Here is a 24,989-nt window from a genome sequence, read left to right as displayed (position 1 = left end):
TGCTTTTTGGCACCCTCTTGTTATCAGCGGCTTGGTGAGGCAATCCGGCCTCATGCGGATGATTCTCGTGACCGCCCTGCTCCTCGCCGCGCCCCTGCCTGCTCTTACGCCGGCGCTTGCCCGCGAAAAGTCCACCCCCGTCGATGCCGCAAGGCCGGCGTATATGGATTGGGCTTTCGACAAGAGCGACGTGCCCCTCGATCCCGACTTTCGCTTCGGCCGCCTGGCCAACGGCATGCGCTACGTCATCCGCCACAATGCCACGCCTGCGGGAACCGCAGTTGTGCGTATGGAGGTGGCCGCCGGTTCGCTCGACGAGCACGACCACGAGCAGGGCTTCGCGCATTTCGTGGAGCATATGGCGTTCAACGGCAGCAAACGCGTGCCCGAAGGACAGATGATACCCCTGCTGGAGCGCGACGGCCTGGCCTTCGGCGCCGACACCAATGCTTCCACCAGCTTCGAACGGACGGTCTACAAGCTCGACCTGCCCCGCACCGACGCCCGGCTGCTCGACACCGCCTTGATGCTGATGCGCGAAACCGCGAGCGAGCTGACCATCTCGCAAGCCGCGATTGAGCGCGAGCGCGGCGTGGTCCTGTCGGAAATGCGGGATCGCAACACCTTCGCCTTGCGCAACACGATCAATTCGACGCGCTTCTTCTATCCCGGCGCCCGCTATGCCAGCCGCTTCCCGATCGGCACATCCGCAACGCTGGCGGCAGCCGATGCGACGAACCTGCGCGCATTCTACGAACGCGAATACGTCCCCGCCCATGTCACGCTGGTGATCGTCGGCGATTTCGACGCGGCTGCGGTCGAGGCAGGCATCGTCCGGCATTTCGGCGACTGGCAGCCTGCAGCGGCCGAGCCTCAGCCGGACGCGGGCCCCGTCGACCGCAAGGATCGCGGACGCACCGGCATCTGGATCGATCCCGCCCTCTCCGAACGGCTGACGATCCAGCGCAATGGTCCCTGGCTGGATGAGCCCGACACGATCGCCCAGCGCCAGGAAAACCTGCTGCGCTCGATCGGCTACGCCGTGGTCAACCGCCGTCTCCAGCGCCTTTCCAGAAGCCCGCAACCGCCGTTTCGCGGCGCCGGCTTCGGCACGGGGGACGTGTTCGAGACGGCGCGCTCCAGCCGCCTCATCATCGACAGCGTCGACGGGAAATGGTCGGGCGGCCTCGCCGCCGCCGCCCGCGAGTACCGCCGTGCACTCGCCCACGGCTTCAGCGAAGGCGAAGTCGCCGAGCAGATCGCACAACTGCGGACCTCGCTGGTAAATGCCGCCGCCTCCGCCAATACCCGCAGCAACGCCGTATTGGCTGGCATTGCCCTCGCGCTCATCGACGATCGCATCGTTCCCTCCACCCCCGCTTCCGCCCTCGAGCGGTTCGAGGCTTTCGCCCCCAGGATCACCGCCAAGGCCGTTCATGCCGCCGTCAAGCGGGAAGCGGTGAAGCTCGACAAGCCGCTGATCCGCTTCGAAGGCCGCAGGGCGCCCGAAGGTGGAGAGGCGGCCTTGCGCACTGCCTGGCAGCGCGCCATGCGCGGTCCAGTCCCGCGGGAAGCAGACCAGGTCGCCGCCCATTTCGCCTATGGCGACTTCGGCGCCGCGGGCACGGTGGTGAGCGACAGGCGCGATCCGGTGCTCGGCATCCGGCAGTTACGCTTCGCCAATGGCGTCATGCTCAACCTCAAGCAGACCGAGCTGGAAAAGGACCGCGTGCGTGTCAGCCTGTCGATCGACGGTGGCGACATGCTCGACACGCGCGAGAATCCGCTGGCCACCGACATGGTCGGCTGGCTGGAAAAAGGCGGGCTCGGCAAGCATAGCCGCGACGATCTCGACACGATCATGGCCGGTCATTCGCTCGGCTTCGGCCTGTCCAGCGACACCGCCAGCTTCGGGGCCCAGGCCGCCACGACACCGCGCGACCTGGAACTTCAGCTGCAACTCCTCTCGGCCCTCATCACCGATCCCGGCTATCGCCTCGAAGGCGAGGTGCAGTACCGGCAGCAGGTGAACAACACTTTCGCCCAGCTCCGCGCTACCCCGTCCTCGGCGCTGGGCGCGGATCTCGGGAGGATCCTCTCCGACGACGATCCACGCTTCAGCCTCCAGCCGGTGGAGGCCTATCGCCACCTAACCTTCGCGAAACTGCGGGAAAGCATAACCGACCGCCTTTCCCATGGCGCCATCGAGCTGGGCCTCGTCGGTGATTTCGACGAAGACAAGGCGATCGCATTCGTCGCCGCCACGTTCGGCGCCCTTCCCCCGCGCGAAGCCGCGTTTCGCTCCTACGACCAGCAGCCGCCCCGCACCTTCACCTCGGACCGCAGCCCCCGCGTGGTGCGCCACACCGGCCCCGCTGACCAGGCCCTGCTGCGCCTCACCTGGCCGACGCGGGACGACGCCGATCCGCTCGACGCGCTCCGGCTCCAGATGCTGGAGCGGGTGGTACGGATCGAGCTGACCGACAGCCTGCGCGAAGCGCTGGGCAAGGCCTACTCGCCGTCGGCCGGGAGTTCCCTCTCGCACTACTGGAAAGGCTATGGCACTTTCGCGATCAGCGCGTCCATCGACGTCGCGGACGTTCCCGCCAGCCGCGAAGCCATCGCCAAAGTCCTGCGCGAACTACGCGCCGCGCCGGTCAGCGACGACGTGCTGCAACGCGCCCGCGCGCCACTGATCGAAGCCTACCAGAACGCTCTCAAGGGCAATGCCGGCTGGCTCTCGCTGGTCGATCGCGCACAAAGGCAGCCGGACCAGATCGAGCGCTTCAGCAAGGCCCGCGACCGGCTGACGACGATCACCTCCGCCGAGGTTCAGGCCATGGCCCAGCGCTACCTCGATCCGGCGCGGGGGCTGGAAGTTCTGGCTTTGCCGGAAGGGGTGGACGTTCCCCAGAAGTGAGGGAAGAAGCAGGGGCCATCGCCCCTGCGCCCCGGTACAATCCAGGTCACACGGGCCAAGGCCGTTGCGCGCTCACGGCAGCGTCGGGAGACTTGTTGGCTGCGCCGCAGCGAGCGCACTAAGGGCGGGCGGCGCGCGAAGTAGACATTCCGAGGGTCATCAGGCGGTTTCGGCCTCCGCACCGATGCGTGCAAGGGTGGGAATCAGATCGTCGAAGTGATCGATGACCGCTGCCGCGCCGAGGTCCTGCGGCGGTCTGTCGTTGAAGCCGAAGCTGACGGCCACGCAGGGAATGCCGGCGGCCGCCGCCGCGCCGGTATCGTAGGTGGTGTCGCCCACGAAGGCGGCCCGCCCGCCCCCGGCCCGCTCCAGCATCAGCTCGATGAGGTCCGGCTTCGGCTTGGCCCGGCCTGGGCCGAGCGTATCGCCGCCGATCACCGTGAAGAAGTGATGCGAAAGGCCCATCTCGGCGAAGATCTTGACGGCCAGCCCCTCTAGCTTGTTGGTGACGACTGCGATCTTCACGTCCCGCGCCGCCAAGCCCTGCAGCATGGCCTCGCCGCCTGGGTACAGCCGCGTTTCCACGGCGATATGATCGCTGTAGAACTCGATCAGCGCATGGTGCAGTTCGTTGAGGCGCTCGTCCGATACCGGGCCTCCCGTAACCTCCAGACCCTTGGCCAGCATCTTCCTGGCGCCGCCGCCGACAAGATCGCGCACCGCGTCTCTCGGGATGGCGGCCCGCCCCTCCAGCGACAGGGCGTGATTGAGCGCGACGCCCAGATCGCCGAGCGAATCCAGCAGGGTTCCATCCAGGTCGAAACCGACAATATCGAAGGGGAAGTCCGTCATTTGCAGATCAGTGGCTTGTCGCTGTGGAAACCGCAACAATTTGCTGGCAAGTGATGCCCATGGTCGAACATTCCACGCCTCTCGCTATCGTCGTTCTCGCTGCCGGTAAAGGCACTCGCATGAAGAGTGACCTGCACAAGGTGCTTCATCCCATAGCCGGCCGGCCCATGCTGGACCACCTGCTGGAAAGTGCAGCCGCGCTGGCGCCGGAACGCCAGGTCGTCGTGGCCGGGCATGGGCGGGAGCAACTGGAGCAAGCCCTCGGCAGCCGTGCGGCGATCGCCGTGCAGGAACCGCAGCTCGGCACCGGCCATGCGGTGCAGCAGGCGGAAGCGGCGCTTTCCGGGTTCGCTGGCGACGTGCTGATTCTCTACGGCGACGTGCCTTTCGTCAGCACCGCAACGATGCGCGCCATGATCGACCGGCTCCACGCCGACGATTCGCCCGCCGTGGTCGTGCTCGGCTTCGAGCCGGAAGAACCGCTCCAGTACGGCCGCGTGCTCGCCCATGACGACGGACGCATTGCGATGATGGTGGAGTACAAGGACGCCACCGAAGAGCAGCGCGCCTGCCGCCTCTGCAATTCCGGGCTGATGGCGGTGAAGTCCGCCGACCTCTTCGACCTGCTCGCCCGCGTCGGCAACGACAATGCCCAGGGCGAATACTACCTGGTCGACATCGTCAACGTGGCAACGCTCGAAGGACGGGCCTGCGCGGTGATCGTCACGCCCGATCCGGACGAAGTGGGCGGCATCAACAGCCGCAGCGAACTGGCAGAAGCCGAAGCGCGCTGGCAGGCCCGGCGCCGCCTCGCCGCCATGGCCGAAGGGGTGACGCTGATCGCGCCCGAAACCGTGTTCTTTGCCTGGGACACCAAGCTGGGCCGCGACGTCACCGTGGAGCCCAACGTGGTCTTCGCTCCCGGCGTGACCGTTGCCGACGACGTCATCATCCACGCCTTCTCGCACCTCGAAGGTGCAACGCTGGAAAGCGGCGTCGCCATCGGGCCATACGCCCGCCTGCGTCCCGGCGCAGTGCTGCGCAGGGGGTCGAAGGTGGGCAACTTCGTGGAAGTGAAGAACGCGGAACTGGGCGAAGGCGCCAAGGCCAACCACCTCACTTACGTCGGCGATGCCACGGTCGGCGCCAAGGCCAACCTCGGCGCGGGCACCATAACCTGCAACTACGACGGGTACTTCAAGCACCGCACCGTCATTGGCGAGCGCGCCTTCATCGGCTCGAACAGCGCCCTCGTCGCGCCGGTCAAGATCGGTGCGGACGCCATCGTCGCGGCTGGCAGCACGGTCACCCGCGATGTCGCGGACGGAGAACTTCGCCTCGTACGCGGCGAGCAACTGGTCAAGCCCGGCTGGGCTGACCGCTTCCACGACGCGATGAAGAAGAAGAAGGCGGAGAAAACCGCAGGCTGAACGAAAACGGGCGGCCCTTTCGGACCGCCCGTCTCATGCCGGGGACAGCATTCTCGGATCAGGCGCCAATCGCCTGCTTTTGGGCGATGAAATCCAGTTCGCTTTTGGCGCCGGCGTTTGCAGGGTCGTAATCCAGTGATTGCCGGAACAGCGTCTGCGCCTCGTCCAGCCGGCCCATCTCGATCTTGGCATATCCCATGCCGCGAAGGGCCCGGGCAGCTACCGAAGCGTCAGCGCCCTTGGCATCCTTGTCCACGATCTGCCAGGCATGCGAGAACAGGTCATAGGAACGCTGCCATTCGCGGCGGGACTTGAAGAGTTCGGCATATTCATTGGCGAAGTGCGCATTGTCCGGCGCGAGTTCGGTGGCGCGGCGCAGTTCCGCTTCGGCGAGATCGCCACGGCCGAGATCGACCAACGCGAAGCCCTTGCCGAAGTGAGCGTCGCAAACCGCGCTGCTGACCGCCACCTTGCCTGCGGCGACCTGGCCGGCGGCCGAGTCCGAGCGGCAGAGACGCGGCCGGGCATCGCCGGTGAGCGCCTGTTCGCTAGCGAGTATCACCGAATCGAACATCTTCACCGCCTGCGCCGGCTTGCCCGCGCGGATCAGGGCGAAGCCCTTGCTGACGCCGTTGCGGCCTTCGACATGAAGCGCCGTATTGACCACCGAGGCGCTGCCGATGTCGCGCGCAAAAGATGATCCTGACAAGGCCACGCCCGAACAGGCGGCGACCCCGATAAAAACATGTGAAACCGACTTCTTGATGAAGTTCATCGGCGCTGTCCTCTCCACGGACGTCCTTTTCAGGAGCATCCTCTCCAGGAACACCGTGCGCGCGCCGTCTTTTCTGTTCAGGCGATTTTCGTCGAAACGGTGTTCGTCGAAGCATGCAGACTATCCGACCGACGCGGTTTGACAAGAACTTTCGCCAAACCCACATAGTGGCAACTGAATCTTTCTCGCCCACCGGAGTATCCATGCCCAACAACCCCTGGAGCCACAGCCGTAATTCCGCGATCGCCGACGATGTCGATTTCGAGATCAAGGGTCAGGAACTGCAGTTCGTGGAAATCGAACTGGACCCTGGCGAGAGCGCCGTGGCCGAAGCGGGCGCAATGGTCTGGAAGGACGCTTCCATCGCCATGTCCACGGTGTTCGGCGACGGCTCCGCCCAGCAGGGCAGCGGCTTCATGGGCAAGCTGCTCGGTGCAGGCAAGCGACTCGTGACCGGCGAGAGCCTGTTCACCACCGTCTTCACGCACGAGGGCAGAGGCAAGGCCCGAGTGGCCTTCGCCGCTCCGATTCCAGGCTCGATCGTGCCAATCAAGCTCGACGACGTGGACGGAAGGCTGATCTGCCAGAAGGACGCCTTCCTTTGCGCCGCGCGCGGGGTCTCCATCGGCATTCACTTCCAGCAGAAGATCATGACCGGCCTGTTCGGCGGCGAAGGCTTCATCATGCAGCGCCTGGAAGGAGACGGCTGGGTCTTCGTCCAGATGGGCGGCACGGTGGTCGAGAAGACGCTTGCCCCCGGCGAGGAACTTCATATCGACACCGGCTGCGTCGCCGCTTTCACTTCGGGCATCGACTTCGACGTGGTACGCGCCGGTTCGGTGAAATCGATGATCTTCGGCGGCGAAGGCGTGTTCTTCGCGCGCCTGCGCGGGCCGGGCAAAGTCTGGATCCAGTCGCTGCCGTTCTCGCGCCTGGCAGGACGGATGATGGCGGCAGCCGTGCCTTACGGCGGACAGAATCGCGGCGAGAGCACTTTGCTCGGCCTCGGCGCCGTGGGCGGGATCGGAGCCTTGCTCAGCGGCGACGACTGAGGGTCGGCCTGAAGGGTCGGTGGCCAGTTTGCAGCACCGACCCCACCGGATTACATCCGAAAAGCCAGCTACTTTGCACACATTACCAAGCCTTCATGGTGGCGCCACCAGATGCCACCCATTATCGAGGTATCGGTAAGACAGTCTCGTCTCGAACCAGGATACAGCAAGCGCAATGTGTGGAATCATCGGCATCGTCGGCAAGGAACAGGTCGCGGATCGGCTCGTCGACGGCCTTCGCCGCATGGAATATCGCGGCTATGACAGCGCGGGCGTCTGCACGGTCGAGAACGGCCAGCTGATCCGCCGCCGCGCGCAGGGCAAGCTGGTCAACCTGGTGAACGAACTCGCCCGGGATCCCGCACCGGGCCTGATCGGCATCGCCCATACACGCTGGGCCACCCACGGCGCACCCACCGCGGCTAACGCCCACCCCCACGCCACCGAGCACCTCGCGCTGGTCCACAACGGCATCATCGAGAACTTCAAGCCGCTACGCGAAGCGCTCGAATCGCGCGGCCGCACTTTCGAGAGCCAGACCGATACCGAAGTGGTCGCCCATCTCGTTTCCGAACAAGTCGAAGCCGGGCTCTCGCCGCAGGAGGCCGTGAAGGTCGTGCTGCCGCAACTGCGCGGTGCCTTCGCGCTGGCCATCGCTTTCCGCCAGCACCCGGACCTGCTGATCGGGGCCCGCCTGGGCTCGCCGCTGGTCGTCGGCTATGGCGAAGGCGAAACCTACCTCGGCTCGGACGCCCTGGCGCTTGCTCCGCTGACCCAGCGCATCACCTACCTCGAGGAAGGCGACTGGGTCGTCATCACGCGCGAAGGCGCCAAGATTTTCGACGCCGACAACAACCCGGTGGAACGAGAGGTCGTCGCCTCCGGTGCCTCGGCCGTCGCCATCGAGAAGGGCAATTACCGCCACTTCATGCAGAAGGAGATCTTCGAGCAGCCGACCGTGGTGGCGCAAACCCTGCGCAGCTACATCCACCAGGTGGACGAGTCGGTCGCCCTGCCGCAGATCGACTTCGACCTTTCGGCGGTCAAGCGCATCACCATCGTCGCCTGCGGCACTAGCTTCTACGCAGGCATGGTGGCGAAATACTGGATCGAGACCTTCGCCCGGCTGCCGGTCGATATCGATGTGGCTTCCGAGTTCCGCTACCGCGATCCGGTGCTGGAGCCGGGCGGCCTGGCCCTGTTCATCTCGCAGTCGGGCGAGACGGCGGACACTTTGGCCGCGCTCAAGCACTGCAAGGCGGCCGGGCAGACCATCGCGGTCGTCGTCAACGTGCCCACCAGCACGATGGCGCGCGAAGCGGACTTGCTTCTGCCGACTCACGCCGGGCCGGAAATCGGCGTCGCCTCCACCAAGGCGTTCTCCTGCCAGCTTGCGGTGCTCGCCGCCCTCGCCGCGCATCTGGCGGTGAAGCGTGGCCGCATGGACCGGGCCGAAGAAACCGAGGTCGTCCAGCATCTGCTGCAGACCCCGGCCAGCCTCAACGCCGCGCTCGCTTTCGACGAAGAGATCGCGGCCATGGCCCACCTCATCGCCCCAGCCCGCGACGTGCTCTACCTGGGCCGGGGGCCGGACTACCCGCTGGCTCTGGAAGGCGCGCTGAAGCTGAAGGAAATTAGCTACATTCATGCCGAGGGCTATGCCTCGGGCGAGATGAAGCACGGCCCGATCGCCCTGATCGACGAAGCCGTTCCCGTCATCGTCCTCGCGCCTTCCGGACCGCTGTTCGAGAAGACGGTAAGCAACATGCAGGAAGTGCGCGCACGCGGCGGCAAGGTCGTGCTGATCTCCGACGCCGAAGGCATCGCCGAAGCTGGAGAGGGTTGCATCGCCACGATCGAGATGCCGCGCGTCCACCCGCTGATCGCACCGCTGGTCTACGCCGTGCCGGTGCAACTGCTCGCCTATCACGTCGCCTGCGTGAAAGGCACCGACGTCGATCAGCCCCGCAACCTTGCCAAGAGCGTAACCGTCGAATAGCGCCTGCATCGCTTCGAAATCGCAGCGATTCCCGGCGTCGTCCTGATAGGCAGGAGGCGCCGGAGCGCAGCAGCACCTGCGGCAGATCTACCCTCCTGCGAATACCCGGCAAACGGCGTAAGCAGGAACGCCGTTGACCGCCCTTGCGCCTTTAAATGTGGCCGCCGGCGCGGTCACCGCTGAGCACCAGACCGGTCACCTCGCGGGCCAACGCCTTGCCATTGGCGGCGACCCAGCGGGTGGCCGCTTCGCCATCGTCCGGGGCCGCAGGCCAGGGATGCTCCGGCGCCAGGGGATATTCCACCGACATCACCGGCAGATCGAGCTGGCGGCATATCTCAGCCGCGAGGCGGCATGGCCGTCGATACTGCCGAGTACACAGCCCCCGCGATGATAGATCACGACCACGGGCCGAGGCGGCGCTCTGGCCGCGTATCGAACAGGCACAGCGGAATGGCCCGCCCGGCCCCGTCACCGAGAGACTTCTCATCGCCGCCAGTTCCCCCACCGCAAATCTTGCGAAGGCCTGGCGGACCTCGAAAGTTTACAACTCTGCGCGATCAAGGTTGCCTTCAGGGACGGCATCGTCAGGGTGAAGGTCACCTCGCGACGGCGGCGACTTCCGGCCGGATAGCGGGCTTGGCTGGCGCCGCAGTTCGCCGTCGTGGTGCCATCGTCGACGCATTTGCCGGCGCAGCGGGTTCCCTGGCGGCGCCCGTCCCCGGCAGCGCGACGACTGGCAGCATCGCGATCGCCCAAGCCATGCGGGCAACAGTCGAAGCCGTTTATGCGTGTCGATCACGCCTTACACCCGATCCTACCTGCTCGTGAGGATCGTTCTCCTTGCGCAATCCAGGCTTGGCGAGCGCCAGGACTCCTTCCTGGCCTGTCACCCACCTCACGCTATCAGTAGACCCCGCCCTGCTGTTCGGCGAAATCCTGTTGCTCTCCGGCACTGGCGGCGGCAGCGGCCTGACGGGCGGCGCGAGCTCCGCGAATCTCCGCCACGAGCGCATCGCGGCGCCGCGCGAATTCGTCTTCCGGCGTATATTGACGCGGTTCGGTGTCGGGCTTGAACGCTTCCCAGATGACTGCGGCCTTGGGATCGTTGCCGGGCTCCACCCCCATGACCTGCTTGCCGCTCGCGCGATCGATGCGGACCATGCGAATCCCGGCCGGCGCGACGAACGGCTGCGTGCCCCAACGCTCGCGCGTGGCCTGGACCACCTGCTTGAAGATGGGCGCGGAGATGCGGCCGCCCTGGGCATAACCGCCCAGCGAGCGCGGCGTATCATAGCCGAGATAGACGCCGCCCACATAGTCCTGGGTGCCGCCGACGAACCAGACGTCCGTCGGCCCGTTGGTCGTCCCGGTCTTGCCGAACATCGGCATGTTGAGATCGCGCAGAACCACGGCCGTGCCGCGCGTCACAACGCCCTCGAGCATGTGAACCACCTGATAGGCCGTCCCGGAATCGAGCACCTGCTTGCCGCGTCGCACCACGCGGGGCATCGGCTTGCCATCCCACTCCGCCATGTTGCAAGTGTCGCAGCGCCGGTTGTCGGGCTTCCAGATCACCTTGCCATTGCGGTCCTGAACGTAGTCGATCGGCGATGCCGGGAACTGGACGCCGTTGTTGGCCAAGGCCGCATAGGCGTTGACCATGCGCGCCACCGTAGTCTCGCCGGCCCCCAGGGCGAAGGACAGATAAGGCTTGTAATCGCCGATGCCCACGGTCTTGAAGGTCTTCACCACGCGCTTCATGCCGGTGTCGTTGGCGATGCGCACAGTCATCAGGTTGCGGGACTGTTCAAGGCCCCATCGCATCGTGTGGCTACCGGCCCCGCCCTCGCCACCGAAGTTGCGGAAGCACTTGTTGCCGAGCGCGGCGCCCTGGTAGACGCAGAAAGTGCCGTCCACCACCTGCGTTGCCGGGGTCATGCCGTATTGGAGACCGGTCGCATAGACGAAGGGCTTGATGGTCGAACCCGGCTGGCGTTCGGCCTGAACGGCGCGATTGAAGGAATCCAGCCCCGAGTCGAAACCGCCCTGCATGGCCATGATGCGGCCGGTGCCCGGCTGCTCGATCACCATGCCGCCAGAAACCTCGGGAATGGTGCGAACTGCATAGCTATCCGGGGAAACCGGGGCAGCGGCGACCAGGTCGCCGACTTTGGCGAGTTCCGAGATGTTGGTCAGCGAGGACGTGTTGCCGTCGGAGAAGCCGATCCTTCCCGTCGAGCCACTGCGTTCCAGAATCACGCCGACCCGCCAGTCCTTGTAATCGATGGTCTTGTTGGAGACGATCAACTGGGTCTGCCAGGTATCCATGTCGGAAATATGCGCGATCGGCCGCGACCAGGCCCGTCCGCCCTGATAGCGCAGCAGTCCGGCACGCAAGGCATCGCGCACGGCGTCCTGCATCTGCCGGTCCAGCGAGGTGCGCACCCAGAGACCGCCGGCGTAGACGCTGTTCGCGCCATCCTCGGCCTTTTCACCGTACTGTTCGATCAGGCGGCGGCGCACTTCCTCGATGAAATAGCCGTTGCCGGAGGGGTAAGTCTCGACACGGCGGGCGATGAGACCGAGCGGCTGCGCCTTGGCGGCATCTGCATCGCTGCGCGTGGCCCAGCCATTGGTCACCATTTGATCGAGCACCCAGTTGCGGCGCTCGATCGCCATGTCCTCGTACTGCTTGCGGCCGTAGCGTTCCGGCGCCTTGGGCAGGATCGCCAGGAATGCAGCCTCATGAAGCTGCAACTGGTCCACGTCCTTGCCGAAATAGGCGCGCGCGGCCGCCTGGACGCCGAAGCTCTGCCGTCCGAGCGGGATTTCGTTGAGATAGAGCTCCAGGATCTGCTGCTTGTTCAGCACGCTTTCGATCCTGCGCGCGACGACCATTTCCTTAAGCTTGCGCGTGACCGAATATTCGTCGCCGATCAGGATGTTCTTGGCGACCTGCTGGGTAATGGTCGACCCGCCGCGCGCGCGTCCCCCGGTGCCGAGCTTCGAGGCATAGTCGACGACGGCACCGGCCAGGCCGGTCACGTCGACCCCGCCGTGCGACCAGAACGTCTTGTCCTCGGCAGAAAGGAACGCGTCGATCAGTGGCTTGGGAAAGTCCACGTAGCGCAGTTGCACGCGCCTTTCGCGGGCGTAGCTGTAGACGATCTCGCCATCGATGCCGCGCACCATGGTGGGCAGCGGCGGCTGGTATTCGAGCAGCTTGTTGGCATCGGGCAGATCATGGGTGAACGCCAGCCAGACGCCGCCCAGCACGACCAAGCCGGCGCCGCCCACATACGTCAGGCGCCGCAATCCCTTGCGTTCGCGCCAGGCCCTGCCCATCGCAGCGAACGGGCTGGCGAAACGGCCGCGGGCACCGCGACGGATGCGATAGTGGGCGTCCTCGGGCGGCTGCTCGGAGCCGTTGTCGATGATCTCGTCGGTCATTTCGACTGCCTCTAGAGCATTTCGAAGGCCGGTGGAAACACCTGAGCATCCGGAAAATGCAGCAAGATTGGATTAATCGGCGCTTGATCGGCGCCCATTGCGCGGTTCACGCCCTAGCACGGCGCTTTCCTGCAAGACCAGACGCGTGCCGCACGTCTCGTCGCACCAAGAGGCCCGGCGGGCAAGCCGCACCATCCGGCCCCGCCTGCGGAGATCAGAGGCCCTTTCGCGCGAAGTAGGCACGGATGGCCCGCGCTGCCGCGTCCGCAAGCGATTGCTGTCCGGCCCGCGAGGTCAGCAGTTCGGCGTCCGCCTTGTTGTTGATATATCCTGTTTCGAACAGGATGGAAGGGATGTCCGGCGCCTTCAGCACCGCCAGCGCGGCGGTCTGCACCTCTTCCCGGTGCAGGCCCAGGTTCGCGCCGCGCAGTTCCCGTAGCACGAGTTCCCCGACTTGCGTGGAACCGGCCTGGGTGCCGCGCTGCGACAGGTCGAGCAGGATCGCGCCCACCGTCTCGCTGGTCTGCCCCAACGCCACGCCGTTGATGCGGCCGGCGGCGTTCTCCCGCGCGGCGAACCGCTCGGCGGCTTCGCTGGACCCCTTTTCGGACAGGACATAGACGCTGGCGCCCCGCGCGGCATCGCTCTCGGCACTGTCGGCGTGGATCGAGACGAACAGATCGGCGCCGAGCCGGCGGGCGATATCGGGCCGATCCGGCAGGCCGATGAAGCGGTCCGCGTCGCGCGTAAGAGCCACGCGAATGCCGCCCTCTTCCAGCAGGCGATTGCGCAGCGCCAGCGCGATTCGCAGCGCGACCGTCTTCTCCCTGACATCGCCCTGCCCGGCGCCAGGATCGAACCCACCGTGCCCCGCGTCGATCACCACGAGCGGGCGGCTGGCGTCGGCCGGCCCGTCCACGCGCGGCAGGTCGACCGGCATGGCGGCGTCCGGCAGATCGAAACGCACGACATAGTCGAGAGCGGTTTGCGAAAGGAAGAAACGCGGCCACAGCACCAGCAAGGCGATCGCCATCGCCAGAGGCGCCGACAGGATCATGACGAGCTGGAGACTGCGCGACATGCCGTTTGACTAGGATCGGTCCGCGCCCGCGGCAATCCCGTCCCTCGGCGCTTTTCCCCCGATTTGACGCGCCTGCCGCAATCGACTCTGCGATCGCACACACAGTTGGGCAATGAACTTGCCGTGCAGCGTCTTGAATGCTAGGCCGTTTCGACCCGGGCCCAAGACGCTTCGGTCCTTCGATTTCGGAACGACACCACCTGGATGGTGCCGGAACAGGACCGACACAGCCAAAGCCCGGCCGTCAAAAACCGGAAAATTCGTTCCGGATCGAACAGGTTGACGCGAGAGATGAGAAGCCAATTGCCGCCCTGCCAGCCGACGCCCGAAAGGGCGGTGGCGGTGTGGGCGCAATTCTTCGCGTGTTCGAACTCGCCACGCGCACTTCCGCTCGCAGACACGCCCGCCCGCCTCTTGGCACTTCGCCATCCGGCAGCAGGCAACACCGCGCCCCACGGCGCGGCAGACAAAAGAACAGTCGCACTCGGGGCGCTGGATTGCCTCGTTTCTCACTTTACCTCCGCCCGCATCGAGACAGGCCTTGCCGCATCCGGCAGGCGCTATTCTCTCGCGGCGGGCACCATCGAACAGACACGCGCCGCCCTGGCTGATCCGGCCGGGGCAGAGCGCGTACGGAGACTATACAATGGCAACGCGCATGCTCATCGATGCGCGCCACCCGGAAGAAACGCGGGTGGCGGTACTCAAGGGAAATCGCATTGAAGAGTTCGATTTCGAATCGGCCGACAAGAAGCAGATAAAGGGCAACATCTACCTGGCGAAGGTCACCCGCGTGGAGCCTTCGCTCCAGGCTGCCTTCGTCGATTTCGGTGGCAATCGCCACGGCTTCCTGGCCTTCAGCGAAATTCATCCCGACTACTACCAGATCCCCAAGGAGGACCGCGAGGCCCTGCTGGCGGAAGAAGCCGCTCATGCCGAGGAAGAAGCCGCCCTGCGCGCTTCCGAAGGCGATGACGAGGACGAAGAAGGCGGCGAAGGCTACGATGCCGAGGGTTACTCGGACGGCGGCCTGACCGAAGTCGACACCTCCGAAAAGGACCAGGTCGCCACCATCGAGGACGGCGCCGTCGAAAACGGCTTCGAAACCGGCGAGGAAGAAGCCTCCGAGGACGAGAACGGTGGCCGCGGTCGCCGCGGCCGTGGACGCCGCCAGGGTGGCCGCAGCGGCGGTCGCTCGAAGGAAGCCGACGAACTGCGCGCCAAGCGCATGGCGCTGCGTCGCCGCTACAAGATCCAGGACGTGATCCACCGCCGCCAGGTGCTGCTGGTGCAGGTCGTCAAGGAAGAACGCGGCAACAAGGGCGCCGCCCTTACCACCTACCTCAGCCTCGCGGGCCGCTACTGCGTGCTCATGCCGAACTCCAGCCACGGCGGCGGCATCAGCCGCAAGATCAGCTCGGCCTCGGACCGCAAGCGCCTGAAGTCGATCATCGCCGAGATGGATCTGCCGCGCTCGATGGGCTGCATCGTCCGCACTGCCGGCCTCCAGCGCACCAAGACCGAGATCAAGCGCGACTTCGACTATCTCGCCCGCCTCTGGGACGAACTGCGCGAGCAGACGATGCGCTCGGCCGCACCGGCGCTGATTCACTCGGACAGCGACCTCATCAAGCGCGCCATCCGCGACATCTATAACCGCGATATCGAGGAAGTCGTCGTCGAGGGCGAGGAAGGCTACCGCGCGGCCAAGGACTTCATGAAGCTCCTGATGCCGAGCCACGGCCGCAAGGTTAAGCCCTACTCCGACCCCGTGCCGCTGTTCCAGCGCTACGGCGCCGAAGACCAGCTCACCGCGATGTACGACCCGGTCGTGCAGCTGCGTTCGGGCGGCTATATCGTCATCAACCCGACCGAGGCCCTCGTCTCGATCGATATCAACTCGGGCCGCGCCACCAAGGAGCACGGCATCGAGCAGACGGCGGTCGCCACCAACCTCGAAGCCGCGCAGGAAATCGCCCGCCAGCTTCGCCTGCGCGACATGGCCGGCCTGGTCGTCATCGACTTCATCGACATGGAGTACGGCTCCAACGTCCGCAAGGTCGAGAAGGCGGTCAAGGAAGCACTCAAGAACGACCGCGCGCGCATCCAGGTGGGCCGCATCTCCAGCTTCGGCCTGATGGAAATGAGCCGCCAGCGCCTGCGCACCGGCGTTCTGGAAGCGACCACCCGCTCTTGCCCGCACTGCGACGGCACCGGCCTCGTCCGCACCGCCAGTTCCGCAGGCCTCTCGGCGCTGCGCCTCATCGAGGACGAAGCGGCCAAGGGCAAGGGCGTCGTGGTATCGCTCTTCGCCTCGACCGAAGCGGCGATCTACCTGCTCAACGCCAAGCGCACGGACCTTGCCGACATCGAGGACCGCTACGGCGTCACCGTCGAAGTGATCCCCGAGGGTGAGAACGAAGGCGCGAAGATGCGCGTGATCTCGTCCGGCCCGCGTAACGAGTTCGTGCCGCGCTTCGACCCGATCGCCGAAGACGTCGAGGATGACTTCATCGACGAAGAGGACGAGTTCGAGGAAGAAGAGCGCGAGGAAGCGCGCGGACGCGGTGAACGCGGTGAAGCCCGCGACGACGAGGGCGAAGGCGGATCGCGCCGCAAGCGCCGCAAGCGCCGCCGGGGCCGTGGTCGCGATCGCCGCGACGAGAACGGCGCGGACGAGGGCGCCGAGCTCGAAGGTGAAGGCGAAGGTGAGCCTGAAGCTGCCGGCGATGAAGGCGAAGCGGATGCCGAAACCGACGGCGAATTCGCGCCTGCCGCGGAAGGTGACGACTCGGAGGCTCCGCGCAAGCGCCGCCGCCGTGGTGGTCGTCGCCGGCGCGGACGTCGCGACGAGAACGGTGAAGGCGCCGAGAACGGCGGCGAGGATGCGGCCGAGACCGTGACCGAAGCCGAAGAGCCGGTCGAAGTCGTCGCCGAAGTGATCGTCGCCGCCGAACCGGTCGTCGAGGCCGAGGAAGCGCCTGCCAAGCCGAAACGTACGCGCCGCAAGAAGGCTGAAACGGTCGAGGCGGTTGCCGAAGCATCGCAAGCACCGACTGCCGAAGCACCGGCCGCCGAGGAAGAGGCACCTGCCAAGCCGAAGCGTACCCGCCGCAAGAAGGCCGAAACGGTCGAGGCGGTCGCCGAAGCACCGGCTGCCGAAGCGCCTGCCGCCGAGGAAGAGGCGCCTGCAAAGCCGAAGCGCACGCGCCGCAAGAAGGCCGACGAAACCGTCGAGGCAACGGCCGAGGCGCCCGCCGCCGAGGAAGTTCCGGCCAAGCCGAAGCGCACTCGCGCCAAGAAGGCCGAAACCGCCGAGACTCCGGCCAAGCCTGCGCGAAAGACCGCAACCCGGGCCAAGCCCAAGGCCGCTGCCAGTGCAGAGGTCCAGCCGGCCCCCGAAGCGCCGGTCGCCGAAGAGGCGGTCGCTCTGGCGCCGAGCAACGACGGAACTGCCGCCGAGTCTTTGGATGACGCATCGGCGCCGCGTCGCGGCTGGTGGCAGCGCACGTTCGGCAACTGAGTGCGCGAGGGCGGTTCACCCCCGCCCTCGCCCCGCCCGGCAAATGAAAGGCCCCGCACGGCGACGTGCGGGCCTTTCATTTGCCGGCGGGAAAACGGACGTCAGTTCGCGCAGCTACTTTCGCTCGTCGGATCGATGATCGCCGCAATTTCGGTAATGCGCGGCGCCGGAAAGGCGGACCGCTGCGCATGTTCGCGAATCCGCCCTTCGCTTTCGGCCAGGTAGATGCAGAAGGTCTTGTCACCGGCGACATAGGAATGCTGCCATCGCAGGCCGGGTATCTGTCCCAGCGCCGGATGGGATGTCCGCGCCGCCCCGCCCAGTTCCGCCTCGCTCAGCCCGCCCACGCCGGGTAAAATCGCGTTCGATCACATAGCGCTTCATCATTGTCGCGCTCACATGTGTTCGCAAGCCGCGCCGCGGTGTTTGGAGTCAAGCCGCAAACCCGCCCTCAGCGGAAGGCCGCTGTACCGCGCGATCATGCCCCCGTTTCGCCCGCCCGGCGCCCGGAATCGTTCGCCTGCCGCAATCCCGCCGGACCGATTTGCAACACCCTGAGGCCAGGAAACCGCTATTGCGCGCACTCTTGCCCTTGCCCCGCGCGACTGAATCGCTAAGGGGACATTCACAGTCGCGGTTCGTGCCGCAGTGCAAGATCACGGGGATTTCTTCATGGCGAGCTTCACCCTCCCGGCCAACAGCAAGATCAAGAAGCAGGGCAAGGTTCACAAGGCCGAGGGCGCTGCGCGCGTCAAGAAGTTCACCGTCTACCGCTACGACCCGGATTCCGGCGAGAACCCGCGCTACGACACGTTCGAGATCGACCTCGACGATTGCGGCCCGATGGTGCTCGACGCGATCATCAAGATCAAGAACGAGATCGACTCGACGCTGACCTTCCGCCGCTCGTGCCGCGAAGGTATCTGCGGCTCCTGCTCGATGAACATGAACGGCAAGAACGGCCTCGCCTGCACCACCGCGATCGAGGATCTCAAGGGCGACATCCGCATCACCCCGCTGCCGCACATGGAAGTGATCAAGGACCTCGTTCCCGACTTCACGCACTTCTACGCGCAATACGCCTCGATCCGCCCCTGGCTGCAAACCGTCTCGACCACCCCGTCGGGCAAGGAGCGCCTCCAGAGCCCCGAACAGCGCGAAAAGCTCGACGGCCTCTATGAGTGCATCCTCTGCGCCTGCTGCTCGACCTCGTGCCCGAGCTACTGGTGGAACTCCGACAAGTTCCTGGGTCCGGCAATCCTGCTCCAGGCCTATCGCTGGCTGGCTGACAGCCGCGATGAGATGACCGGCGAGCGCCTCGACGAGCTGGAAGATCCCTTCCGTCTCTATCGCTGCCACACGATCATGAACTGCGCCAACGTCTGCCCCAAGGGCCTGTCGCCCGCGCGCGCCATCGCCGAAATCAAGAAGATGCAGGCGGAGCGCCAGGTCTGATCCTTACGGATCCGGCCACGGTATCGCCGTCGTGACGTCTGAAGCGGCATTCATCCATGAACCGGCCCCGGACCATCCGGGCTGGTTCACCTGGAACCTCGACGACGATAGCTGCTTCAACACGGCGGGCCTGGGCCGGATGATCATCCGGCGCGAAGGCGAGCGCAGCGCGCGTGTGCGCCTGCTCGAACTCGAACGCCGCCACAGCAACATGCATGGCAATGTTCATGGCGGCGTGACTCTCGCCTTCATCGACGTCGCCATGTTCGCAGCGATCTACACCGTTCTAGGACCGGCGGTATCCGGCGCGGTGACGCTCGATCTGCATAACCAGTTCATCGGCGCAGGCCGCATCGGTCAGCCGCTCGACGCCGTCTGCGAGGTCATGCACGAAACGGGGCGCCTCGCGTTCCTGCGCGGAACCGCCGAGCAAGGCGACACTCTGGTTTCGAGCTTCCTGGGCACCTTGCGAAAGCCGAGCGTGCGATGACCGCCATGCTCGAGAGATACGAAGCGCTTGTCGCGACCGGCGAACTGCGCTCCGATCCGGAGCAGGCTGCCGCTGCCGACCGCCTCAACCGGCTTCAGCGCGAGATCTACAAGGCCCGTAAGTCTACCGGATTGTTCGGCAAGCTGCTGGGCAAGAAGGAGCCCTCTCCTCGCGGCCTCTACATGTGGGGCGGCGTCGGACGCGGGAAATCGATGCTGATGGACCTGTTCCACCAGACACTCGATATCGAGGAAAAGCGGCGCATCCACTTCCATGCCTTCATGCTGGAGGTTCATGCCCTTTTGCGTGACGAGCGCCGTAAGGAAAGCGGCGACCCCATACCGCCGGTCGCGGCAACCATCGCGCGCAACGTCCGCGTGCTCGCCTTCGACGAGATGGTGGTGAACAATTCCGCCGACGCCATGATCATGAGCCGGCTGTTCACACACCTCATCCTCGACGAAGGCGTGACGATCGTCACTACGTCGAACCGTGCGCCCAAGGACCTCTACAAGAACGGCCTCAATCGGGAGCACTTCCTGCCCTTCATCGACCTGATCGAGAAGGAACTGGACGTGCTGACGCTGAACGGACCGACCGATTATCGCCTTCATAGACTGGGCGGAATGGCGACCTGGCACTTCCCGCTGGGCGAAGCCGCGACCGAGCAGGCGCGTGAGGCCTTCTACCGCCTGACCGACTATCCCCCCGAGGACAGCGACCATGTCCCCTCGGCGGACCTCGATGTCGGCGGCGGGCGCATACTGCACGTCCCCAAGAGCCTGAAGGGCGTGGGCGTCTTCAGTTTCAAGCGCCTTTGCGGCGAGGCTCGCGGCGCGGCCGACTACCTCGCCATCGCCCGTGCCTACCACACGGTCATTCTCGTGGGCATTCCCAAGATGGGGCCGGACCGCCGCAATGAAGCGGCGCGCTTCGTGACGCTGATCGACGCGCTTTACGAGAACAAGGTCAAGCTGATCGCGGCTGCGGATGCCGCCCCTGAAGATCTCTACGAAGCTGGCGATGGCCGCTTCGAATTCGAGCGGACGGTCAGCCGTCTCAACGAAATGCAGAGCGCCGATTATCTCGCCATGGGTCACGGCGAAGACTGAAATCGTTAACATCTGCGAATCGAATCTTAACGTGGAAGGGGTCCTATCGCCTTCGCGTGGATAGATTCGCGCGCCTCTGTCGCCGACATCAAGCAGCGCACGAATGAAAAACGCCCGTTCCCGTGAAGGAAGGGCGATGCGATGATCTTACCGAAAACGGCAGATTTCTGCGGTCCTGAAAGGAAAAGTGCGGCACTTCTTGCGAAGTGCCGCACCCATTTGATGATTAGCGGCCGAGGCTGCCCCAGTTCCAGCTGTACATAACATTACCCCATGTGATCCGCCGCTATCTTGCGGCTGAGCACATGGATAACAATAGGTTAAAAGGTCATCAAGACTTTTTTAACCTATCTGCCGAGCCTCCCTCCCCACGATCTGCGTGAGCAGGTCCCGGAACGGGACGGGCCGGCTGACGTAGTACCCCTGGATGGCGTCGCACTGCATGGCCCGGAGGATCTCCAATGCCGCCTGGGTTTCCACGCCTTCGGCAACGACCGTGCGATCCTGCGAATGCGCCATCTCGATGATAGACTGGACCAGCAGGAGATCCTCCTTGTTGCCCTCCATCGCCTGAATGAAGACCTTGTCGATCTTGACCTCGGCGGCAGGGACATAACGCAGATAGTCGATCGTCGCGTTGCCGGTACCGAAGTCGTCGATAGACAGGCGAATGCCGGACTGAACCAGTTTCTGGAGCATCTGGAACGTGCGCGAACTGCGATCGAGCCGGTCCGTCTCGGTGATCTCGAGAATCAGCATCTCGGCGGGCAGCCCATAGATCGCGAGGATTTCCGCGATCATGTCCGGCAAGCCGGGATTCCTCAGAAGCTGCGCCGAAATGTTGACCGAGATGGTCATGTCGAAGCCCTGCCGCCGCAGTTCGACGGCAGTGCGCACGGCATCATTAATTACAAAACGCGTGATGCGTTCGATCCGGTGGAACTCTTCGGCGATGCGGATGAACTTGTCCGGACTGATCGGACCACGCTCAGGATGAGTCCAACGGACCAGCGCTTCCGCCCCGCTTACGCGATTGCTGGTAAGGTCCAGCTTCGGCTGATAGGCCACCCAGACTTCGCCATTGTCGATCGCGCGGTCGAGTTGCGTCAACAGTGAGATCTCCCACTGCGCCTCATGTTTGCGGCTGTCGAACTTGTAGACGAGTTCGTCGTTGCGCACGGCCTCTTCGGCCGACTGCATGGCGCTGGCGACGCGACTCGAGACAGGACGGTCGAATTCTGAGTCGATTCCGCAATTGAATGAAAGATCGATATCCAGGCCGCCGACCTGGATGCCGTTCTGAACGATACGGTGCAGCCCCTCGAGGTTCTCGAACAAGTCGAAAGTGCTGCGGATCGTCGAGAGCCACATGAACATGCCGCCTTCGTGATAGACGGTCACTTCGCTGTCGCTGATGCGAATGCGGCGCACGATTTCATTGGCGACCTGAGCCTCTACGTGTTCGGCGAAACTGCCGATAATAGCGCCGTAATTCCGGATCTGGAGCGCGACGAGGATGCGGCTCGACACGGCGTCGTACTTGCGGAGAACCTGTATGCTCGGAAGGCCTGAACCGGAGTTGGTTTCTCCGGCCACCTCGACGCGATCGAGATTGCGCATGCGGAAGACGGCTACGGCAGCCATGGCGATCGCAGGAACGATATCGACCTGAAAGCGGAACTGGTCGAGCGCAAGCGGCGCAACGATGACGACAGCTACCAGACCCGAAAAGCGATAGACGTCGAGCACGCGCCCTCGGCCCAGGCCGGACAGGATGACCCCCAGCACGACAAGAAAGGCTGGAAGCCATCCCAGTTCGATCGGAACACCTTCCTTGAGGGTCTCTGCCGCGATCGCATGGAAGAACGCGCCAGGAGCGTAGCCCTGCGCCGGCAAAGTGTGGAGATCATGATAGACCTCTGCGCTTGGCGCGATGATGACGTCTTTGCCGCGCACGGCCGCCTGATCGAAACGCCCCTCGAGTATATCGACATAACTTATGGTCGGAATTGTCGTGTAGTCGATAGCGTAATCCGGTCTGAAGACACGATCGCTAGACCTCGACACCCCCGCAATACTCGCAGCAAGGCTGGGGATCTGCCCTCTTGGACTGTCGGAGGAGAATGGCAGGCTCTTGCTCAGATTGAATGGATGATCGAGCGCCAAAAGCGAAACGGCGTGAGCATTCTCGAGAAATCCAGCGGACGGCATTGCCGCGGCATAATTGCCCCGTGGCCCATCCTTGGCCGGCATCGCACCCAGGAACACGCGATCCGGGAACGCCTTTAGCGCTTGGAGGAACTGACTTCGACCCGGCTCCTTATCGTGATCGTCTAGGAACCGGTCGATGAAAACGCGGCTGACTTCAGCCTTCTGCAAGTTGCGGATGACTTGTGCGTCGTTTGCTCGCGTAACGTCCAGAGCTTCCAGTTCTTCCAGAGTCTTCCCGTCCTGAAGGACCATGACGATCTCGCCCTTGGAGGGGTGCAGGCGCAGCCAGGTTCGGCCGTTGATGAGCACATCCTCCAGCGGCAGCGCCGCGCCGGTCACGCCCAGCAGGACGCCGGTGAGGGCTGCCCAGAAGACGATGCGAAACCGGGCGCTTTTCCAGATTTTCGCGATCCTCGCACCGAGGTCAGTCATGATGGCCCCGCAAATCGTTCCCCTTCGCGCCCAGTCGCAGGATGTCGCTTTCCTCAGCGGAAAACATCCGCTTTTCAGTCTTGTGGTGGCAACCTGATATCTTCATGCAGGCCCTGCGATGACGTTTCGCTGCCGGAAGTAGTGCAAAGGTCCTAAGAAGAAGTTAGGTTAACCGGCCTTCACGATATTTTTCGCAGGCCTTTGTTAACCGGGCAGTTCCCTCGAGAAAGAGGAAATCAGGAGATGCCCAGATGGATCAGCGAGCGATCCAGCATGAGGAACTGCCAGAGCAGACGGGAATGGTCGCTGCGTCCGGAGATGTGCTCTTCGACCATGGTGCCAAGACGTGCGGCGTCCAGCCAGCCGGTCCGCGCAAGCCTCTCTCCGGATGCGATCTCCCGGGCGGATTGCGCCAGGGGACCGCGAAACCACTGCGCGATCGGCGTGACGAAGCCCTGCTTGGGACGATAGAGGATCTCGTCCGGCAGGCTGCGCCGCATGGTCCGCTTCATCAGCCATTTGCCCTGTCCGCCGCGCACGCGCATGCTTTCCGGCAGGGTCGCGGCGAACTCGACGAGGCGGTGGTCGAGCAAGGGGTCGCGCGCTTCGAGGCTTACCGCCATGCTGGTGCGATCCACTTTGGTCAGAATGTCCCCGGGCAGCCACTGCTTCAGATCGGCATATTGCGCCCGGTCCAACCCCGAGCGGGCCGGCGCCCCGCGCATCGTCTCCAGCAAGGTGTGCTCGGCACGATAATCACCGCGCAGGCGGCGAAACTCTTCGGAATAGAGGCGGTCGCGCAGTTCGGGCGGCGTAAAACCGATCGAACGGGCGTAGCCCTGAGCGCTGTCTCCCGCCAGCGAGAGCAGGGTCGACTTCGCGCGCAGCGGACGCGGTGCCCAGTCCGCCTTCGGGTAAAGTGTGCCGAGCGCGCCGAAAACCGGGCTACGCAGCGCCTGGGGGATGAGACCACGAATGCGGTCCTCTCCGTGCTGGAACACGTGGCGGCGATACCCTGCAAAGGCTTCGTCGGCGCCGTCGCCCGATAGCGCCACCGTCACCGATTCGCGCGCCAGTTGGCAGACCCGCCAGGTCGGCAGAGCCGAGGCATCGGCAAACGGCTCGTCGAACATCCCGGCAAGATTGTCGATCGCTTCGAAATCGTCGGGCGAGACGTGCCGGGCGCGGTGGTCGGTGCCGAAACGGCGGGCGACTTGCGCGGCATAGTCGCTTTCGTCCAGCGCGGCCACGTCGAAGCCGATCGAGCAGGTCTTCACCGGCTGCCCGCTGGCCTCCGCCATGAGCGCGACGACGCTGGAACTGTCGACGCCGCCCGAGAGAAAGGCGCCCAGCGGCACGTCCGCGACCATGCGGGACGTGACGGCCTGGCGCAGCAGATGGAGCAGTTCGGCTTCGAGATCCTCGACCTTGCCCTTGCGGCGATCGGCGAAGGTGACGTCCCACCACTGCACCGGCTTCGGCAGTGGCGCGCCGTGGCGCAGCAGCAGCGAATGGCCGGCCGGCAGCTTCGTCACGCCCTTCAGGATCGAGCGCGTGTCCGGCACGTAGCCCCAGGCGAGATAATCCTCCACCGCCAGGGGATCGATCTCGCGGCGCAGCAGGGGATGGGCCAGCAGCGCCTTGAGCTCCGATCCGAAGGCCAGGCTACCGTCGCTCAGCGGCGCCATGAACAGCGGTTTCACGCCCAGCCGGTCGCGCGCAAGGAACAGGCTTCGCGAATCGAGGTCGTATATCGCGAAGGCGAACATGCCGTGGAGGCGTGAAACGCAGTCCGGTCCCCAGCGCTGCCAGGCGGCGAGGATCACCTCGCTGTCGCCGTCGGTGCGAAACTGCGCGCCGCTTGCCTGCAACTCGCGGCGCAGTTCGCGGTAGTTGTAGATCTCGCCGTTGAACACCAGCATCGCCCGCCCGTCGAGCGAGGCCATCGGCTGCGGCGAACCTGCCACGTCGATGATCGAGAGACGTCGATGGCCCAGCGCTACGCCCGGCGCCGTCCAGACGCCGCTCCCGTCAGGCCCGCGATGGGCCAGCGCGTCGCACATGGATTCCACACGCGCGGGGTCGACCGGCTTGGGCGTTTCAAGATGGTAGATACCGGCGATGCCACACATTGCGGATGGACCTAAAGCATTTTGCAATCGGGGGGAATCACCTGATCGTTCCGATGTTGCGACCTCATGTCG

General features: G+C 64.9%; 16 protein-coding genes. 8 read left to right on the top strand and 8 right to left on the bottom strand.

What is annotated here, in order from left to right:
• Positions 1-52: 52 nt before the first annotated feature.
• Entirely contained in the window at positions 53-2,920 is a 2,868-nt protein-coding gene (locus tag L284_RS44170) for a M16 family metallopeptidase (RefSeq protein ID WP_021235822.1), read from the top strand.
• Positions 2,921-3,079: 159 nt separating this feature from the next.
• Here L284_RS44170 and L284_RS44165 read toward each other — a convergent pair whose 3' ends face one another.
• Positions 3,080-3,772 carry an HAD-IA family hydrolase gene (locus tag L284_RS44165; protein WP_021235821.1) on the bottom strand — a complete coding sequence of 231 codons (693 nt, stop codon included), beginning with the start codon at positions 3,770-3,772 and terminating at the stop codon, positions 3,080-3,082.
• Between the two features lie 59 nt (positions 3,773-3,831).
• Here L284_RS44165 and glmU point away from each other — a divergent pair, with 59 nt between their 5' ends.
• Positions 3,832-5,202: a bifunctional UDP-N-acetylglucosamine diphosphorylase/glucosamine-1-phosphate N-acetyltransferase GlmU gene (gene glmU, locus L284_RS44160; protein WP_021235820.1), complete on the top strand. Its 1,371-nt coding sequence runs from the start codon at positions 3,832-3,834 to the stop codon at positions 5,200-5,202.
• A gap of 58 nt (positions 5,203-5,260) precedes the next feature.
• Here the strand turns inward: glmU and L284_RS44155 are convergent, their stop codons facing one another.
• Positions 5,261-5,977, bottom strand: a complete 717-nt coding sequence (locus tag L284_RS44155) for a tetratricopeptide repeat protein (protein ID WP_021235819.1) — start codon at positions 5,975-5,977, stop codon at positions 5,261-5,263.
• A 203-nt stretch (positions 5,978-6,180) separates the two neighbouring features.
• Between L284_RS44155 and L284_RS44150 the strand changes: the two genes are divergently transcribed.
• Positions 6,181-7,029: a TIGR00266 family protein gene (locus L284_RS44150; protein ID WP_021235818.1), complete on the top strand. Its 849-nt coding sequence runs from the start codon at positions 6,181-6,183 to the stop codon at positions 7,027-7,029.
• A 175-nt stretch (positions 7,030-7,204) separates the two neighbouring features.
• Positions 7,205-9,028, top strand: coding sequence for a glutamine--fructose-6-phosphate transaminase (isomerizing) (glmS, locus tag L284_RS44145; protein ID WP_021235817.1), 1,824 nt, complete (start codon positions 7,205-7,207; stop codon positions 9,026-9,028).
• Between the two features lie 151 nt (positions 9,029-9,179).
• On the opposite strand, the gene L284_RS49125 is transcribed toward glmS, so the two are convergent.
• The 3 genes from L284_RS49125 to L284_RS44130 form a co-directional block, all read right to left on the bottom strand.
• On the bottom strand, positions 9,180-9,518 hold the full coding sequence (locus L284_RS49125) for an alpha/beta hydrolase fold domain-containing protein (protein ID WP_407635856.1): 339 nt from the start codon (positions 9,516-9,518) through the stop codon (positions 9,180-9,182).
• A 416-nt stretch (positions 9,519-9,934) separates the two neighbouring features.
• Complete coding sequence (locus L284_RS44135) at positions 9,935-12,481, bottom strand: penicillin-binding protein 1A (RefSeq protein WP_021235815.1); 2,547 nt, start codon at positions 12,479-12,481, stop codon at positions 9,935-9,937.
• A 214-nt stretch (positions 12,482-12,695) separates the two neighbouring features.
• A complete protein-coding gene (locus tag L284_RS44130) occupies positions 12,696-13,562 on the bottom strand; it encodes an N-acetylmuramoyl-L-alanine amidase family protein (RefSeq protein ID WP_021235814.1) in 867 nt (288 codons plus the stop codon).
• 646 nt (positions 13,563-14,208) lie between these two features.
• Here L284_RS44130 and L284_RS44120 point away from each other — a divergent pair.
• Positions 14,209-17,085, top strand: a complete 2,877-nt coding sequence (locus L284_RS44120; protein WP_021235812.1) for an Rne/Rng family ribonuclease — start codon at positions 14,209-14,211, stop codon at positions 17,083-17,085.
• 101 nt (positions 17,086-17,186) lie between these two features.
• On the opposite strand, the gene L284_RS44115 is transcribed toward L284_RS44120, so the two are convergent.
• Positions 17,187-17,432 (bottom strand): DUF4242 domain-containing protein, encoded by a 246-nt coding sequence (locus tag L284_RS44115; protein WP_021235811.1) that lies wholly within the window; start codon positions 17,430-17,432, stop codon positions 17,187-17,189.
• A gap of 325 nt (positions 17,433-17,757) precedes the next feature.
• Between L284_RS44115 and L284_RS44110 the strand changes: the two genes are divergently transcribed.
• From L284_RS44110 to zapE, 3 genes are read left to right on the top strand one after another with little or no spacing between them, the layout of a single operon-like run.
• A complete protein-coding gene (locus L284_RS44110; protein WP_021235810.1) occupies positions 17,758-18,540 on the top strand; it encodes a succinate dehydrogenase iron-sulfur subunit in 783 nt (260 codons plus the stop codon).
• 31 nt (positions 18,541-18,571) lie between these two features.
• Complete coding sequence (locus tag L284_RS44105; RefSeq protein WP_021235809.1) at positions 18,572-19,030, top strand: PaaI family thioesterase; 459 nt, start codon at positions 18,572-18,574, stop codon at positions 19,028-19,030.
• Positions 19,027-20,142 (top strand): cell division protein ZapE, encoded by a 1,116-nt coding sequence (gene zapE, locus L284_RS44100; protein ID WP_021235808.1) that lies wholly within the window; start codon positions 19,027-19,029, stop codon positions 20,140-20,142. The genes L284_RS44105 and zapE overlap by 4 nt, the downstream gene beginning before the upstream one ends.
• A 342-nt stretch (positions 20,143-20,484) precedes the next feature.
• On the opposite strand, the gene L284_RS44095 is transcribed toward zapE, so the two are convergent.
• Together L284_RS44095 and L284_RS44090 are read right to left on the bottom strand one after the other, a co-directional pair.
• Positions 20,485-22,785, bottom strand: coding sequence for an EAL domain-containing protein (locus tag L284_RS44095; protein WP_021235807.1), 2,301 nt, complete (start codon positions 22,783-22,785; stop codon positions 20,485-20,487).
• Positions 22,786-23,021: 236 nt separating this feature from the next.
• Complete coding sequence (locus L284_RS44090) at positions 23,022-24,917, bottom strand: XrtA/PEP-CTERM system amidotransferase (RefSeq protein WP_021235805.1); 1,896 nt, start codon at positions 24,915-24,917, stop codon at positions 23,022-23,024.
• Between the last annotated feature and the right edge of the window lie 72 nt (positions 24,918-24,989).

This window comes from Novosphingobium lindaniclasticum LE124 (assembly GCF_000445125.1).
GTDB classification, from domain to species: Bacteria; Pseudomonadota; Alphaproteobacteria; order Sphingomonadales; family Sphingomonadaceae; genus Novosphingobium; species Novosphingobium lindaniclasticum.
The sequence above is the reverse complement of the archived record's forward strand: the minus strand, read 5'-3'. Positions and strand labels throughout refer to the sequence as shown.